This is a genomic window from Burkholderia sp. ZZQ-2 (assembly GCF_050768715.1).
GTDB lineage: Bacteria > Pseudomonadota > Gammaproteobacteria > Burkholderiales > Burkholderiaceae > Burkholderia > Burkholderia cepacia.
Map to the genome: position 1 here is coordinate 75463 of NZ_LDVA01000115.1, position 15987 is coordinate 91449.

Genomic DNA, 15987 nt, shown 5'->3' on the forward strand with positions numbered 1-15987 from the left:
CCGACCTATCCTCAAACGTTGGCAATTCGCTTCAGGGCCGTCCAGTGAATAGACGTCATTGCACTCCACGAGCGCGATTGGGCGAGTTCGATTCGCGCTTCGCGATGTACGTCTTCCTCGAATTCATCCAGCGAATCGTTGATCGCCCGGATCCACTCCGCCTTGCTGGCGGCAACCCGCAGCAATGGACGCTTGACCGTTACTGCATTCATCGGTGACGAGACGACCGGTTTGCCAGCGGCGAAGTATTCCCAGAGCTTCAGGGGTTCGACCGCGTGCATGGCGTCATTGACGACAAAGGGAATGATCGCTACATCGTAGCGTGCAACGGCCGCTGCACCGACCGGCCGGCTAACACGCCCGGAAAAGAACACGTTGGGGAGTGCCATCAGCCGTTCAACATACACTTCGACATCCGCAAGTCGATGCCTTTCGACTTGTCCATTGAACACGAAATCCAGCTCCGGCATTTCCGCGCACACCTCGGACATCATTTTCCAGTCGAAGAAGTCCGACAGGTTGCCCAGATATCCGATCGACTTTCGCTTGGTCGAGCGCGCCACATCGAAACAGCGATAGCGTGCAAACACGTCGTAAGCCACGCCGTTTCCGACCAGGCTCCACGATCCCGCGTGATGTTTCTTGCGCTCAGCGAGCGGCTGCGACGTGAAAAACACGTGATCGGCCTCCCGGAGCACCTCCGGTTCGAGTCGCGCGACCTCGGGATACACTGCCCCAGTACTGAAATCGGCGGTGTACTCGTCGTACACCTCGTACACGAACGTCGCCTTCTCGCGGAGATGCTTTCTCTGATTCGGCTTGTAGATCCAGTGAATGATCTTGCTTCGAGCACCATATAGGTGCGCCGCCACGCCTTCTGCAATCTCGCCGAGAGAATCATTCGATTTCAGGAGCGCATGCGCGTTGGCTCCGGCAGGGAAGCCGCCGGTCAGAAGCCGGATTCTCGCGACATTGTCGCTCTCGCGCACCGGCTTCAGTGCCAGTGAAGACAGCAGTTCGCTTTCGAGCGCCGCATTTCCCTTGAGCAGCGTTGCGTAATGATTACCGGGCTCGACGATAAGAAAATCGCACGCATCACCGGCGTTCCTTGCGAGCGATTCGAGCATCTCCCGACGGTGGAAACCCTGCCACGCATCGATCGCCCATACGATCACGACCGCCTTTTGCCGGGTCGCGACCGCGCTGGCCGGCGCCGTGGGTTGCTTAGGCAAAAGGACATCGAGCCACTGCTCCCGAACGACGTCGGCACTATAGGCGTCCTCGATGAACACCGATCCCTGCGACGCGATTCTCGCGCCGGTATTCGATTTCCTGAAGAAATCGATGTTGTCCGCCGCGGCCTGTGCTGAGTCGACCAACGGCAGCAGTGGATAGATGTCCTTCGCACCATCCCAGTTCCAGACGACCGGAATCGCTCGCGAGCACATCCCCTCGGCCACCGCCATATGGAAGCTCTCGAAATCCGACGGCGAAAGCAGAAATCCGATCTTCCTGAACCAATGATGCACATCGTCGCCCGCGGGATCGAATACGACCTTGTGTCGCAAGTCGCTGCTGTTGATCCTTTCGAACAGCTTCGTGTAGAAATCGCGTTCCGCGGTCCGAGCCATCAACCAGCGATAGCTCTGCGGGCTGGCTCCCTTGATGTGCAACGTATAGCGCTCGTCCTTCTCCAGCAACAGGCGCAACGTATCGAGCGCGAGGTCGATACGCTTGCGGGATGGCACGATCCCGATCATGCCGAGATTGAATTCGTTCCCGCCCATCTTGTCCAGCTGGAACCGCTTCGAATCCAGGAAGTTGCCGACAACGCGGGCCTTCTCTCTCGGAATGGGGAATTTGGCGACGCATTCGTCCAGGATGTGCTGGCCAACAAACACCACCGCGTCCATCTTCCCGTAGTCGATCTCCGCAGGATACTGCGTATTGCGCTCCTGCAGATGCAGCCGCGTGACGAGACGCTGGCCATCACGCTTGTGCTTCGCGCAGAACACCGCGTTCCCGAGTGCCCATTCGGCCACGACGATATCCGCCCACTCCATCATTTCGAGCGTCTTCTTCGGATCGTGGTCGTTATGACCAGGCCAGTAATCCTCTTTGAATTCGAACAGACCGGTAGCCTCGAGATGCGACTGGAGCGGATACCAGAACTTCTGATCGTGACCACAGACAAGTACTTTGCGTTTGCCGGCCTTCATTTCTTTATAACGATAGATATCAAATGTGGGGAAGAACGCCATCGCATGTGCTCGGGCGGACTCGAAGAGATCAGATCTGGATCGTCGCTATCTTGCTGCGAAGCGCCGTCTCCGACATTTTCGTCACGTCCGATAAATAGTTCGCCGAATCCGCAGAGAACGAACGCAGTGCTCCTTGACCGCCTAGCCCCACACCGTCGGGCCCCAGCGCCTCAAGCACCTGGCTTTGACCCGGCTTCCAACGCAGCAGCCACGCATTCGGATCGCACTCCGTGTCGAACGCATACCTGTCCGTGCCGTCGAGTGACTTGGCAACGACATCCGCCTGGCTGTAGACGAATGCATGAAGCAGATCCTGCAGATACCACTTCCCGTAGAAAGCCCGTGGGGAAAACACGCCGACATGCGTCGCATCGAAGGCCGCGCTTGCGCGTGCGAGGGCTTCGCCGAGACGCCCCTCGAGCGAAACGACTTCCACGTCCGGCATGTCGACGGATTTGACCGAACCCTCGCGGGCAAACAGCACCAGCCGTCTCGCCGAGACTGACATGTCCTGGGCGACAAACATGTCGGCGACACGCCACGCTTCGCTCGAGTTTTCCACTATCGCGAAGACCAGCACGCGCACATCTTCGATAACGCGCTTCTTGATGCCCACCGTATCGAGGATTTGCTGCGTCCGATGAGCGAACGTATGCTCGGAGAACACAGCACGAATCCCCCTCAGGCTTCTCCGCCGCCACTCGTCCGGCGATTCAAGTAGCGCGCGCACCGCCTCATCGGCTTCCTTCGCGTTGTCGACCGTCCAGACGAGGTCCTTGCCGAACGCTTCGTCGATTCCAAGTGATCGCGTACTCACGACCGGGGTGCCGCAAGCGAGCAGTTCGTAGACGCGTCTTGAGAACATCGTCCGCGAGTCGATCACCGAATTCACGTTCAGAAAAACGCTATAGCGCCGGTAGGCCCTGGACATCTCGTCGTACGGCAGGCTTCCTCGAATGCACTCCTGGAAACGCTCCGGAAACGCGAAATCGCTCTTTGTACCGGCCGCATGGTTGCGGTCGAATATGTCGAGCTTGTACTTCATCGCCGCGTCGAGCAGCATGATCTGGTCGTCCCGGCGATCCGCGAAGCGATTGGCATAATAGCTACCGGCAAAACACAGTTTTCCGTTCCGGTCGCTCGAACCGATCGGATTATGCAGCCCGGGTTCGCAAGCGAAAGGCAGCACGTTCACGTTCGACGACGAGCGCGCCGTGTACTTCGGCATCGCCTCCTCGGCGGTCGTAAACACGAAATCGAATTGGCTTGCCGCCTCGATGAAGTTGTTGAAGTGGACGGGATCTTCCTTGTTCCAGAATACCGTCGGAATGCCGCGCTCCTTGAAGCCATTGACCATGGCCTGCAGTTCGCGTCCCGGCGGATGCGCATAGGAACCGACGCGGTACTGCCAGGACGAGCGGTTTCCGCGCCATGCTGATTCGACCAGCAAAAATTCCGGCTGGTCGCGCAGCAACAGGCCACTCCAGTTGTCCGGTCGCGGCTCAACCAGATTGAGGTACGGCGCAAAGCATTCGCGGCTGAATTCGTCGAAAACCGTCATTGCCGTGACCGGCGCGTGCGCCGGCGGCGCAGGCCATCCGAGGATCGACAGATCCTCGCCGAGCGAGATGTCGCTCGTCTTCGGCTTCGCGGGTGCCGGAGCAGACACCGGCACATCGATCGCCACAACATCGGTCCGCTTCGCTTCAGCCCCGATCATCCGCCGCTTCAGCATCTTTTCCTTGTAGCGCTGATTGGCCTGCCACAACCGCAACGGCAGCGTGAATATCTGACGGATGCTCTTCGTGCCAACAAGCGCACTACCAAGATCCCACGTGAGCGAATTGTTCACTCGGTTGAGTTCGCTCTCGAATATCTTGACTTGCTTCTCGAGCTTCCTGTTTCGCTCGATCTCGTATTGAAGCTTCGCGTAGTGCCCGGCTCGCTTTTGCTGGGCGACATCCAGTTCAGCTCGCAGGGTTGCGATCTGCTGGCGCGCTTCGGCAAGTTCGTCATTGATTCGTTGGAACTCCGGCACGCCTAGCCACGCTCGATCGAGAGCGTCCTGCAATTGCGAAACCTCGGTCGTCAACTTCGCGTTTCTCTCAATTTCGAGCGTGAGCTTCTTATAGTGTCCGCCTCGCTTGGTCTGTGCGATCTGGAGCTCGCGCTGCAACACGTCGATCATGCTTGCGAGCGTGGCAGGATCACGATCGGAAGACGTCGGGATCGTCGCGGCCTTTTGTGTCGCTGGGGTCTGCTTGTTCATTGCGTACTGACGTAACGGTTTGGAAGAGCATCAGTTCGAACGGCCTGGAGGACTGGCCTTCCGTTCGACCGATACGTCCGCCTTTCTGGTCTGTATTCGGCCCAATCAGCGCCAGATACCCTTGGTATCGACAAGCTGCTGCCAGCCCTTCAGTTCCGGCTTCACATTAAAATTCGCGTGGTCGACAAGCATGACCAGCACGTCTGCCGTGCCGACTGCTTCGTCGAGCGTCGCCAGGCGAACGCCTGCTTGCGTCAGGTTTCTCGGCAGATCATCGATGTACGGTTCGACCGCAATTACGCGTTCCGGATAGATTCTGGCGAGATTCAGTGCGATATCGACCGACGGACTTTCACGCAGATCGTCGATGTTCGGCTTGAATGCCAGCCCAAGACACGCGATTCGAATGTCGCTTGCGTGCTTACCCTGGCCAACGGCTACCTCGACTGCTGCCTTCACCTTGGAGATGACCCATTCCGGCTTGCTGTCGTTCACCTCGCGGGCCGTGCGAATCAACCTTGCCTGCTCGGGGGTCTTGTTCACGATGAACCACGGATCGACCGCGATGCAGTGACCGCCCACCCCAGGTCCCGGCTGCAGGATGTTAACGCGCGGATGATGGTTGGCGATCTGGATGAGCTCCCACACATCAATGTTCAACTTGTCGCAGATCAACGACAGTTCGTTGGCGAAAGCAATGTTCACGTCGCGGAATGCGTTTTCCGTGAGCTTGGACATCTCTGCCGTACGTGCGTCGGTAATCAGCAACTCGCCCTTCACGAAGAGGCGATAGACGTCCTGTGCGCGCACTGCCGATGCCGCATCGATCCCGCCGATCACGCGATCGTTCTCCACCAGTTCACGAATCACCTGACCCGGCAGGACACGCTCGGGACAATACGCGACATGGACGTCGCACTCTTGCTCAGCATCGCTCGCGAATACGAGGTCCTTGCGCCATTGCGCAAGCCATTTCGCCATCTGTTCCGTGGTCCCGACCGGCGACGTCGATTCAAGAATCACGACATTCCCTTTCCTAAGAACCGGTGCGATAGATTCGCTGGCGGCCTTCACGTACGAGAGATCCGGCTCGTAGCCATCGCGGAACGGAGTCGGCACTGCAATCATGAATGCGTCGGCCGGCTCGGCGACCGTCGACGCCCGCAGCCACCCTTCCCGGACAGCATCTCGAACGATGCTGTCGAGTTCCGGTTCGACGATATGCACTTTACCCGCATTGATCGTATCGACAGCATTCTTGTCGATGTCCACGCCGATCACGCGAATCTTGCGCGAAGCCAGAACAGCGGCAGTTGGCAAGCCAATGTATCCGAGGCCAATGACGGAAACGACATTAATGGATTGCGTCACAATACACCCTTGATTGCTTGTTGATTCTTCGCGCGGTGCCCGAACAAACGAGCAATCCGAACGCGCGGTCCCGTTCGATCCAGTCCAACTTATCGATACAGCTGTTTAGTCGGTGAGTAGTTCGGCCGCAGCCTGTCCGCGGCTCGACACACCGCCGACGAGGAACGAAACAATTCGTTCGCAAGCCAGACCATCGCCGTACGGGTTGTGCGCGCGTGCCATTTCGTCGTAGCGCACCGGGTCGTCGAGCAATTCACTGCACGCGGCAACGATTCGATGGCTGTCCGAACCGACAAGACGCACGGTGCCGGCAGCCACCGCCTCCGGTCGCTCGGTCGTGTCACGCATCACGAGCACTGGCTTGCCCAGCGACGGCGCCTCTTCCTGGATCCCGCCCGAATCGGTCAGAATCACCGCCGAACGCGACATCAGATACACAAACGGCAGATAATCCTGGGGATTCAGGAGATGCACGTTCGCAATGCCGGAGAGAATCTCTTCTGCCGGAAGCTTGACTTGCGGATTCAGATGGATCGGATAGACGAAGTCGACATCTGTGTATTGGCTCGCAAGTTGCCGAATGGCATGGCAGATGTTACGGATGCCGTCACCGAAATTCTCGCGGCGATGCGCGGTAACGAGCACCATGCGGCGCTTCTGGTTAAGCATCGGAAATGCTTCGCGCATCTGGCCCTGCAATGCGCTGTCCCGTTCGAGACGCCGTGTCACCGTCAACAATGCATCGATGACCGTGTTGCCAGTCACGATGATGTCCTCGTCGCGCACGCGCTCCGCAATGAGATTCTCTCGCGAGGCATCGGTCGGCGCGAAGTGGAGATCGGCAAGCTGACCTGTCAGCTTGCGATTCCCCTCTTCCGGCCACGGAGAATACATGTCCCCGCTGCGCAATCCCGCCTCGACGTGTCCGACCTTGATTTTCAGATAGAACGACGCAAGCGCGCTTGCAAATGTCGTCGTCGTGTCGCCATGCACGAGTACGTAGTCCGGACGATAAGCCTCCAGAACAGGCGTGATTTCGTTCACGATATCGCACGTGATCGATTGCAGCGTCTGCCCAGCCTTCATCAGGTTCAGATCGTAATCTGGCTTGATCTCGAAGAGATCAAGTACCTGATCCAGCATCTGCCGGTGTTGTGCGGTGACGCATACACGACAATCCACACCCGGCTTCCCCCTAAGCGCGTGCACCAGTGGCGCCATCTTGATCGCCTCCGGCCGCGTGCCAAACACGGTCAGAATTTTCATACTGTTTTTTTGCTTTTGTATAAGCCCGGTTCCGGGCAAACCGCCGAAATGCGCTCGAGCTAATATGCGCTGCGGCCCTCACGTGCGTTATGTAACGCGATAGCGACCGCGTTACATAACGTCCTACCTGCTATCACCAGAAAATAAACTTTGCAGCAACGGCCAGTTGATACAGGATCTGCGTAATCCCACGCGTGATCTCGATGCTCTTCGACTTCACCTGCGGCAACACCATCAACTCGTCGCCGGCAGCAATCTTCGTACTACCCTCGGCAATCTCAGCCTTGCCGTTCTGATGAATCACGATGATCTTGCTGTTGTCGGCTTTCTGTGTAAATCCACCGACGTGCGAAATGTAGTCGTTCGCCGTCATGCCCGATTGCCACTCTACGGCATTCGGGAAGAGCACCTCTCCGTGCACCATGACCACGCTCGTGCGCTCCGGAATATTGATGACGTCCCCGTCTTCGAGAATCACGTCGCTCATCGTCTTTTCGTTGAGAACGACTTGCCCCTTGAACTCGGTTTTGCTCGCGAGCGCTGCAAACTTGGTAATTCCCTCGGCCTCCTTCGCGCGCAAGTTCGCTTCCTCGCTCGTCGCCGAAGGTGCCGACAGCGCCGCCTCCTGCAGCTTCTGGAGTTCGACGCCCAGCATTTCCTTTTGTCGATCGGCGACCGACTTGCGGAACAACTGTACCTCGTCGACGCGCGACAACGGATTCGCCCTGACCTGATCAAGCACCTGCGCCATCGTCGCGCCATACGGCAATACAAGCGCGTGTTCGCCGGAGTGTGCTCCCTCGACGCGAACCTGAATCGTGCCGGCGTAGCGATCCGCAGTGACAATCAGTTGATCGCCGTCGTTCAATTTGACATTCGTTGCGTCGGCAATCGGGTAGTACTCGCTCGTCTTTTTGCTGCCCTGGCGACGCACGATACTGACGTGTGTCGCTCCCGGTTTGGGCCGCGCGATAGCGAGCGCCTGCTGTAACGAAATGACTGGTGCACCGAACTCGAAATCGTATGCGTTGTACACTTCGCCACGCACCGTGAAGACGTGCTCGCGTGGCCCCACGACGATAACGTCGCCATCCGCCAACTGGAGCTGGTCGATGACACCGTTCAACAGGAAGTCGTAGAGGTTGAAGTGCTTGCGCACGGCGCCGCCGCGCTTGACCGTCACATCGACGTAGCTACCGCGCTCGACGTCGACGCCTCCGGCCTTGTCGATATAGGACAAGATGCTTTCCGACGCGACGCCACCGTACATGCCCGGCTGCTTCACGTATCCGGTGACATACACCTTGACCGGCTGCGCGACGTCAAGGCTCGCATAGACGTTCACGTTCGCCTTATAGACCTTGCGTACCTCAGACAGTACGCGCCCGTTCAGGTCCGCGTTGCGCACGCCGGCAACGGTGACCGGGCCGACGTTCGGGACGAAGATATTGCCCTGCGGATCGACGACCAACTGACCGTCGAAGGCAAACGCACCCCACATGCGCAAGGTCACCGTATCGCCGATGGTGACCTGATACCCCGGATTGAACCCAGACCCTCGACTGTTGTGGAACGTTCCGCCAAACAACTGGGAACCGAACATGCTGTTCGGCGCCTGCGGCACGACCGATACATCGCCCAACCCCGATGTCACCCCGCCGGAGCCGCCTTGCTGGCGCGCGAGTTTCGCGTTCTGCATCGCCAGCGCGGCCGCCGCCAACGACGCGTCGTCCGGGCTGTAACTGAATTGCTGCGTACTGCCGGATGCCGTCCGGGACGACGTCGAGCCGCTGTCGCTCGCGCCCGTCGAAATCCCGAACAGCGAATCGGTCATTGCTGCCGACGCTCCCGCACTCGCCACGCTCAATACGAGCATCGCCGATGCGATCCGGCCTCTTGATAAATTGGTCATGTCGATTAAATTGCACATGTCGACGATCGAACGATTTCGGTACTTTTTGAACGACCGCGACATATACCCGCCAGTTTTTGATTCAATGGGGTGTCGTGCGGCGCGATATTCGCAGCGCGACACCTATGGACAGCCCGTGTTAGGTTCGGTGATCTTCGATAATCGCCTGCGTCAACCTGACAACGCCATATAGCAGCAACAGCCCCACCGCAAGCGACGACAGGATATGGAGCCTGCGCGGGTATTCCGCTTCTTCCGGCAGGTTCGGAGTCACGATCACTGAAAGACTCTTGGCCTTGTGTGCCGACTCGACGCGTGCTTTCTCGAAAGTCGACAACGAAACCTTGTACAGATCCGCAGCAAACTGCAATCGCGCCTTCAATTCGGCATATTGGGCGGCAGTGCGGTTCATCTTGCCGTCACCCGGCGCACTGAGCTTCGATTTCTCGAGCGCAATTTGCGCGGTAAGCGACGACAGTGCGTTGCGCTTGGCAACCACCGGCGGAGCGTCTTCATTCATGTAGGTGAGCAAGTTACGCAACTCCGCTTCGAGTTCCGCCTGCTTGACCTGCATTTCAGCCACCATGCGCCCACCTGCTTCAGCACTCGCGGCCGGATCCAACATTCCCGTCTTGTTTTCGAAAGCGATGACAGAATCACGCGCGTTCTTCACTTCATCATACGATCGATCGATCTCGTCCCGCGCGAACTGCATGTCGTTTCGAGCAACGTGATGCGACATCTCGTTCAGAAATGACTCACTCTCTGCCAGCAGTATTCGATTGAACTGCTGCGCAAACTCGGGCGACATCCCTTGCGTGCGAATCGTCAGGATGCCGGCCTTCTCGTCGACATTCACACTGAGACGACGCAAGTAAAACCTGAGCATCTGCTCGCGCGTCGCATGCGGCGACAGACGGTTCAGCCAGTCTAGGCCGACACTACCGAAGGCCTGCTTCAGCTTGAGTCGTGCATCGACTTTGGCGAGCATGTCGGGCGATTCGATGTACTGCTTGAGCACGATGGCATCGTCCCGCGCGGTTGCATCCCCACCGCCGCCCAGCAGTGCCTGAATGTTCAATCCGGAAGTCACTGACCTGCCAGCATCCTTCACCAGCACTTCCGACTCGCTGACGTAACGGCTGCGCGAAATCAACCCGAGGTACAGTCCGCACACCACCAACGGTATCGCAATGAGCATCACCGGCAGGCGATGTTCGCGCAGCCGCCCCAACCATTCAGACATTGTTTGCTTGCTTATAAACTTCGATCGCCTCATTGACATCCGGGAAATACGTTACTTTTCCATCGCCAATAAGCAATCCGACATCGCAGACCCGTCGAACCTCATCGAGACCGTGCGAAACGAAAATAAACTGACTGACCGACCGCCGGGCCTCCATCAGCGCTTCACTCTTCTTGCGGAACACGGCATCCCCGACCGCAGTCACCTCATCAATCACGTAGTAATCGAAATCGAACGCCATCGACAACCCGAACCCGAGGCGCGCACGCATGCCCGTCGAATAACTTCGAATCGGCATATCGAAAAATCGACCAAGCTCGCAGAAGTCCGCGACGAACTTCACCTTGTCGTTCAGCTCGTGCTTGGCAGCATACAGCCGGGCGACGAACTTTACGTTCTCACGCCCAGTCATGCTGCTCTGGAAGCCGTTTGAGAGCCCGACCGGCCACGAGATACGCTTGTTCGTAATCACTCGACCGCGATCAGGTCGATCGATTCCACCGATAATGCTCAACAATGTACTCTTGCCCGCCCCGTTCCGGCCGATCAGCCCAATACTCTTCCCGGAAGGAATTTCAACCGTGACATCCTTGAACACGTAATGCCGACCGGAAGGCGTCCTGTACGATTTCGTGAGATTTTCAATACGAATCATGATCGCAACAGAGTCGGTTCACGTGCCTTGTACAAGGCCAATCCAAAGAATAAAATCAAAAACGTGCTAAATGCGAGATACACTAGACTGACCCGTTCGATGTTGTATCCCGACACGACAGCGTGCCGCATCAGCTCGAAGGCATGAACAAGAGGATTCCAGAGCAGCAACCCTCTGTATTGAGCTGGAATCGACGTCAACGGATACATGACTGAGCTGATAAAATAAAGCGGCCGCATCAGCAATGGAATTACTTTCTCGCTCACTGGGAATTCATGGCCAATCACCATGAAAATAATACCGACGCCCAGCCCGAGAATCGTAAGTAGAATCCAGATCGCCGCCAGCTCCGGGATATCGTCCAGCTCCACCGACTGCCCGGCCAGCGCGAGGATCAGCAGTAGCACGGCAAACACGATGATGCTGATCGCCAATTCAAGTATGGCACGCGCAATCACCGTATCGATTGGATGAACAGGCCGATAGCTCAGCAGCCCGAGATTAGCTTCCAGCGCGTTCAACGATCGAAGCGTGATATTAAGAAACATGAAATACGGCACGAGTCCGCATATCAGGAAAACCGGAAAGGAAATTACCGGCATTGCATGCTTCGCAATCAGCCCCAGAATCGCGAAGAGTACCAGCATATGCACGACCGGTTCGAGAAACGCCCATAGGTAGCCGAGCCGCTGCTTGCCGAATCGCGTTTTCAGTTCGCGCAGGAACAGCGCATACACAACTCTGCGCTGAATGGAAAACGCCCTGCCCAGCGCACTGCCCCCTGTCGGCAGGCCTTCCATAATTACCCCGGTAACATTTTCTCGAAACACCTCACCGTCCGCTGCTCAATGACTCGCGGCACGTCCATAATGCCTCCGTGCATCCACGATCGCGGCGGCGACGCATTGTACCGCGAATCTTTTGATTCATCTGTGAAAGTTTACGATTTCATTCATTCTTACGACATGGTGGCAGACTGGGCCGGCGATCATACTCGTCGCTTGACTTGATCGATATGTGCCATTTCCGATAGTAGACATGCCCCCCCCGATCGGCGAGATGCTTGACTCTCAACGGCTTTCGCCCGGCAAACGACGAAAATGCACGCAAAATCAGTGCGAACTGCGGACGAAAGCGTTGCCGCGCACAAGAGGTCGGAAATGTCGACGCTAGAGACAAGCGAGCGAGCCTTACTGTCGCCAGCTCAATCCCGATTCGTTCGCCCCTCTTCCGTCGCAATATTTGGTAATCAATTCGACGTAAAGCCGCTTGTTGCCGCGGCTGATCGGAGAGGAAGTGTTGTTTTGAGTTAACATCAGACGGCCACTCACGCTGCTCAAAGACGCACCGGATCATGTCTATTGCGCAACCGAACGACAATGCCGACATCATCAAATAGTGTGATGTATTGATGCTGTCCGCTGTAGACGACATTCGGCGAAACGACCAGACATCGCTCCCGACCAGATCATTCCAAGCTTGCACGCACGGACCCGAGCCGAGCCCGACTCGCCGCCAATCCACTCGATCGTGTTGCCGGGTAACGAATGCCTACGGCAGATCATTTCCGCCGGGTCGGCCTTCATCGGTCTTCGGCAAACCAGCTCCAGGAAGGCGGTTCGGGCTCGTCAGCGTTGGGGCGACATGAAGGATCCGTCTCGCGCCAGCAATACGACGTCCTTCGTCGTCATGTTCGGTTGCGCCACGTTCCGCACTTTCAGTGTCGCACTCGAACTGATGAGAGAGCAGTGATTCAGATAGGAAGGCTTCTCGTAGAATGGAAAATTCCATGACAGAACTGTTGTTGGCCTCAACCGGCCCGTTGTATCGGTCAACGTCAACGCCAGCTCGTCGATTTCGCATGCCCCGTGCCCGCTCGTCTGGCGAAACAGCTCCGTTGTCGCTCTTGGCCCATAAAGAAGCTCAAGTTTGATCCGGCCAACTTTCAGGAGCGAGATGATTCCGTCGTAAAACTGAAAAACGCCTCCGCCATTGGAGGCAGCCGTCAGCATGTACGCGCCGGTCACCTCGCCAATTTCGATCTCGCACGTCGTCGCCTTTTCGCGCGCAACGACCACCTGGTGGGCCTTTTGAGATGAGCGATTCTGAATCGAGTATTTCCCGATCTTCAGATTCCCGCCCTTGTCGACAGCGGCGTATCCAAACACATCGCGCACGATCAACGACTCGATGAATACATCGCTTTCGCTCACGACCGTCTGCAAATTCAAATCCAGGTCATCTTCGAATTTCGCGACCCCTACCTTGATCTTGCCGCCGGCGGCGATATCGTAGATACCGTTGTTTCCGCATTTGTACGCGTGCAGATAATTTACGGTGACCTCCCCAGCCTGATTAATCCACAGCGAGGTCACGTTATTTCCCGTCACGCTGCCAAATACGCAGCCCGTAACGGCTCCAGTACTCAGGACCCTGGGCACCGACGGATTGGTGGCACGTGCTGACAACAAATTTTCTCCATGCACGTCGAGCCGACAGTTATGCCCGGTCACGAAAAGCACGCTTTGCATTCCCCCACCCACTCTGACGTCGCTGCCGTGGATATTTTCGCCGCGCACCCGACCGCGCACATCGCTCCCCGATACTTTCACGCCGACCAGCGAGCGCGTGTTGCCGTCCACGTCGATGTCAATGACAGATTGATCCGCGGCGATCACTAGCATGTTGCTGCCGTGCGGAAACGCGTCGGACGCCTTAAGCCGGATCGTCAAGTCGACCTGCCGGGAAAATGTGATCGTACGCGAGACGACATACGTCCGGCCCTGACCATCGATTCGTGCCGCCGGCAACGCGGCGAGTCTCAATAGTGCGGTCGTATCGTCAGTCTCGCCGTCGCCTTTCGCGCCAAAATCGATCGGATCGAGCACATGACCCGAACGATCAGCAGCAGCCTCAACCGCGGCGGCATCGGTCGAACGCATCAATGTCTCGAGTACGGCGCCGGCACCAATCACCGCATTTGCCAATGCCGCGAGCATACGTCTTCTCTTGTTGCTCATCCCGTCCCCGTTCTTCATCCTGCCCCCGCTCTGGTTGAACGCCGCATCGTCCCCGACTGCAATCGGCTGTCCGGATGCCGTCCGCCTGCGACGTCGGCCAATCTGCAATGGTCTGATCGAACCATGCCAGAGTACAACACGAATAGGTATGAAACACACGTTGCGCACGCACCGACATACGGAACGAATCACGTATCGGTATCGCTCGCAATTCAATCAATCAGGTGCGGAAACGCGGAGGCAAACTCGCGAACCGATTGCTCAGCAAGGTTGCCAGGTCAAGCCGGCTCGGTTATAAACGGTCCGATCTTTTCCGGATCAGCCTCCCTTTACCTCACTGTGGAGCCCCCATGCTGAACCTCGCCACCGCCCAGCAATTCCTGATGACCCGCGGCCTCGACTTCGGCCTCAACCTCCTCGCCGCGATCGTCTTGTGGTTCGTCGGCCGCTGGGCGATCCGCATCGGCACCCGCCTGCTCGGCAAGGTCGTGCGCCGCAGCGGCAAGGTCGACCCGACACTCACCGACTACCTGACCTCCGTCGTCGGCGTGCTGCTGACGATCCTGCTGATCCTCGCGATCCTGCAGATCTTCGGCGTGCAGACCACCTCGTTCGCCGCACTGCTCGCCGGCCTCGGCCTCGCGATCGGTACCGCCTGGGGCGGCCTGCTCGCGCATTTCGCCGCCGGCGTGTTCATGCAGGTGCTGCGTCCGTTCAAGATCGGCGACGTGATCAGCGCGGGCGGCGTCACAGGCACGGTCAAGGAGCTCGGCCTGTTCGGCACGACGATCGTCACGCCGGACAACATCGTGACGATCGTCGGCAACAACAAGATCTTCTCGGACAACATCGCCAACTACAGCGCAACGTCGTATCGTCGCGTCGACCTGACCGCGAAGATCGCGAACGGCGTCGATGCGGTCGACGCGATCAACCGCCTGAAAGCGTCGATCCAGCAGATCCCGAACGTGCTGACCAGCCCGGAGCCGGACGTCGGCGTGCTGCAGTTCACGCCGGAAGGCCCGCTGCTGTTCGTGCGCCCGTCCACGCAACCTGAAAACTACTGGCAGGTGTACTGCGACACCAACCGCGTGATCCTCGAAACGTTCCGCGACGCGCAATACCCGACGCCCGAAACGCCGCTCTTGCATCGCAGCGCATGACGTCGGCACCGGACGAAAAAAAAGCGTGGCACCCGCCACGCTTTTTTATTGCCTGAAACCGAAGCGTCCGGGCTTACCGCCCGCCCGTCTTCTGCGCGTTATCCGACTGCTTCCCGCGCACCAGCTTCCACACCGCGCCGAGCGCGACCGGCACGATCGCCGCACCGATACCGACCAGCACGATCACGTTCAGGTACTGGCGGATGAACGGGATGTTGCCGAAGAAATACCCGAGCAGCACGAGCAGCAGCACCCACACCAGCGCACCGATCACGTTGAAGAGCTGGAAGCGCCCGACGCTCATCGACGACGCGCCCGCGACGAACGGCGCGAACGTACGCACGACCGGGATGAAGCGCGCGAGCACGATCGTCTTGCCGCCGTGCTTGTCGTAGAACGAGTGGGTCTTCTGCAGCGCGGCGCGGTCAAGGAAGCGCTCGAGCACCGGGATATGCGTATTGAACACCTTCGGGCCGACCCAGCGGCCGATCAGGTAGTTCACGGTGTTGCCGGCGATCGCCGCGACGAGCAGCAGCACGATCAGCGCGCCGACGTTCATTTCGCCCGTCGCCGCGAACGCGCCGCCGATGAACAGCAGCGAATCGCCAGGCAGGAACGGGAACACGACGAGCCCCGTCTCGCAGAACACGATCAGGAACAGCACGAGATAGACCCACGCGCCGTACTGCCGGATGAAATCGCCGAGGAAGGCGTCGATATGCAGGACAAGGTTGACGAAATGAAGCAGCGTATCCAAATGCGATTCCTCGAAGGCGATAGGGCCGGAACGGCCGAAACAGGCCAGACTTGGCGGAAGCGCCCGC

At 58.1% G+C, this 15987-nt stretch carries 11 protein-coding genes; 1 reads left to right on the forward strand and 10 read right to left on the reverse strand.

Features of this window, described 5'->3' with window-relative positions:
• Positions 1–11: 11 nt before the first annotated feature.
• From ABY44_RS06805 to ABY44_RS06845, 9 genes are all read right to left on the reverse strand, one after another.
• A complete protein-coding gene (locus ABY44_RS06805) occupies positions 12–2261 on the reverse strand; it encodes a glycosyl transferase (protein ID WP_431641009.1) in 2250 nt (749 codons plus the stop codon).
• A 28-nt stretch (positions 2262–2289) separates the two neighbouring features.
• Positions 2290–4530 (reverse strand): glycosyltransferase family protein, encoded by a 2241-nt coding sequence (locus tag ABY44_RS06810; RefSeq protein ID WP_431641010.1) that lies wholly within the window; start codon positions 4528–4530, stop codon positions 2290–2292.
• 105 nt (positions 4531–4635) lie between these two features.
• Positions 4636–5901, reverse strand: a complete 1266-nt coding sequence (gene wecC, locus ABY44_RS06815; protein WP_431641011.1) for a UDP-N-acetyl-D-mannosamine dehydrogenase — start codon at positions 5899–5901, stop codon at positions 4636–4638.
• Between the two features lie 105 nt (positions 5902–6006).
• Entirely contained in the window at positions 6007–7167 is a 1161-nt protein-coding gene (gene wecB / locus ABY44_RS06820) for a non-hydrolyzing UDP-N-acetylglucosamine 2-epimerase (protein ID WP_431641012.1), read from the reverse strand.
• A gap of 133 nt (positions 7168–7300) precedes the next feature.
• Positions 7301–9001 (reverse strand): polysaccharide biosynthesis/export family protein, encoded by a 1701-nt coding sequence (locus ABY44_RS06825; protein ID WP_431641014.1) that lies wholly within the window; start codon positions 8999–9001, stop codon positions 7301–7303.
• Positions 9002–9218: 217 nt separating this feature from the next.
• Positions 9219–10325: a lipopolysaccharide biosynthesis protein gene (locus ABY44_RS06830; protein WP_431641015.1), complete on the reverse strand. Its 1107-nt coding sequence runs from the start codon at positions 10323–10325 to the stop codon at positions 9219–9221.
• The gene (locus ABY44_RS06835) at positions 10318–10980 is read right to left on the reverse strand and encodes an ABC transporter ATP-binding protein (protein ID WP_431641016.1); all 663 of its coding nucleotides are present in this window, start codon (positions 10978–10980) and stop codon (positions 10318–10320) included. Before ABY44_RS06835 ends, ABY44_RS06830 begins: the two co-directional genes overlap by 8 nt.
• Positions 10977–11780: an ABC transporter permease gene (locus ABY44_RS06840; protein ID WP_431641017.1), complete on the reverse strand. Its 804-nt coding sequence runs from the start codon at positions 11778–11780 to the stop codon at positions 10977–10979. The genes ABY44_RS06835 and ABY44_RS06840 overlap by 4 nt, the downstream gene beginning before the upstream one ends.
• Before the next feature lie 828 nt (positions 11781–12608).
• Positions 12609–14000 carry a hypothetical protein gene (locus ABY44_RS06845; protein ID WP_431641018.1) on the reverse strand — a complete coding sequence of 464 codons (1392 nt, stop codon included), beginning with the start codon at positions 13998–14000 and terminating at the stop codon, positions 12609–12611.
• A 350-nt stretch (positions 14001–14350) separates the two neighbouring features.
• Between ABY44_RS06845 and ABY44_RS06850 the strand changes: the two genes are divergently transcribed.
• Positions 14351–15163 carry a mechanosensitive ion channel family protein gene (locus ABY44_RS06850; RefSeq protein ID WP_431641019.1) on the forward strand — a complete coding sequence of 271 codons (813 nt, stop codon included), beginning with the start codon at positions 14351–14353 and terminating at the stop codon, positions 15161–15163.
• Between the two features lie 73 nt (positions 15164–15236).
• Here the strand turns inward: ABY44_RS06850 and ABY44_RS06855 are convergent, their stop codons facing one another.
• Entirely contained in the window at positions 15237–15920 is a 684-nt protein-coding gene (locus ABY44_RS06855; RefSeq protein ID WP_369324268.1) for a DedA family protein, read from the reverse strand.
• Positions 15921–15987 lie beyond the last annotated feature (67 nt).

Excerpts from the sequence above, each read along its gene's own strand:
- ABY44_RS06805 (WP_431641009.1), bottom strand. The coding sequence starts at position 2,261 with ATGGCGTTCTTCCCCACATTTGATATCTATCGTTATAAAGAAATGAAG.
- ABY44_RS06810 (WP_431641010.1), bottom strand. The coding sequence starts at position 4,530 with ATGAACAAGCAGACCCCAGCGACACAAAAGGCCGCGACGATCCCGACG.
- wecB (WP_431641012.1), bottom strand. The coding sequence starts at position 7,167 with ATGAAAATTCTGACCGTGTTTGGCACGCGGCCGGAGGCGATCAAGATG.
- ABY44_RS06825 (WP_431641014.1), bottom strand. The coding sequence starts at position 9,001 with ATGACCGATTCGCTGTTCGGGATTTCGACGGGCGCGAGCGACAGCGGC.
- ABY44_RS06830 (WP_431641015.1), bottom strand. The coding sequence starts at position 10,325 with ATGTCTGAATGGTTGGGGCGGCTGCGCGAACATCGCCTGCCGGTGATG.
- ABY44_RS06835 (WP_431641016.1), bottom strand. The coding sequence starts at position 10,980 with ATGATTCGTATTGAAAATCTCACGAAATCGTACAGGACGCCTTCCGGT.
- ABY44_RS06840 (WP_431641017.1), bottom strand. The coding sequence starts at position 11,780 with ATGGAAGGCCTGCCGACAGGGGGCAGTGCGCTGGGCAGGGCGTTTTCC.
- ABY44_RS06845 (WP_431641018.1), bottom strand. The coding sequence starts at position 14,000 with ATGAGCAACAAGAGAAGACGTATGCTCGCGGCATTGGCAAATGCGGTG.
- ABY44_RS06850 (WP_431641019.1), top strand. The coding sequence starts at position 14,351 with ATGCTGAACCTCGCCACCGCCCAGCAATTCCTGATGACCCGCGGCCTC.